The 593-nt window shown below is 58.0% G+C and carries 1 protein-coding gene; it reads left to right on the top strand.

Going from position 1 to position 593, the window contains the following annotated elements:
* The coding region (locus tag VI25_RS23100) for a TonB-dependent receptor plug domain-containing protein (RefSeq protein WP_152981813.1) at window positions 1-593 on the top strand (593 nt) is incomplete at both ends.

Below are 593 nucleotides of genomic sequence, written 5' to 3'. Positions count from 1 at the left end.
ACCTACCGGTTCTTCCGTTGGCGGGGCCAACCCATCGGGCGGGCAGGGCAGTCGACCAACGCCTTGTCCTACATCAACCCCCAGGATATTGAGTCGATGGAAATCCTGAAGGATGCATCGGCTACCGCCATCTACGGCTCACGCGGGGCCAACGGCGTAGTGCTGATTACTACTAAGAAGGGCAAGACCGACAAAGACCGCATCGAGCTAGTGGCTAACACAAGCGTTTCGGAAATTTCCAAGCGCGTCAACATGCTCAACGCCTATCAGTACGCTCAGTTTCAGAATGAGGCGCAGCGCAACGCTGAAATCTACAACGGCTACGCACCGAACACGCTGCCTTTCCCCGGCATCCAGGGATTCGACCCAACTATTGGCGACTCGACCTACCTGCCAGCCCCAGAAGACTTCCTGAACGGCACGGCCGGCGACTCCTACCCGGACGGCTTTACAGGTACCAACTGGCAGGACCAAATCTTCCGCCGGGCCCTCACCAAGGACTATACCCTGCGCATGTCGGGCGGCAGCGACAAAGGCACCTACTCGGTATCGGGCAACATGCTGGATCAGCAGGGTATTATCGTCAACTCAGG

The sequence above is a fragment of the Hymenobacter sp. AT01-02 genome, assembly GCF_000961955.2.
Classification (GTDB): Bacteria; Bacteroidota; Bacteroidia; order Cytophagales; family Hymenobacteraceae; genus Hymenobacter; species Hymenobacter mucosus.
The sequence above is the reverse complement of the archived record's forward strand: the minus strand, read 5'-3'. Positions and strand labels throughout refer to the sequence as shown.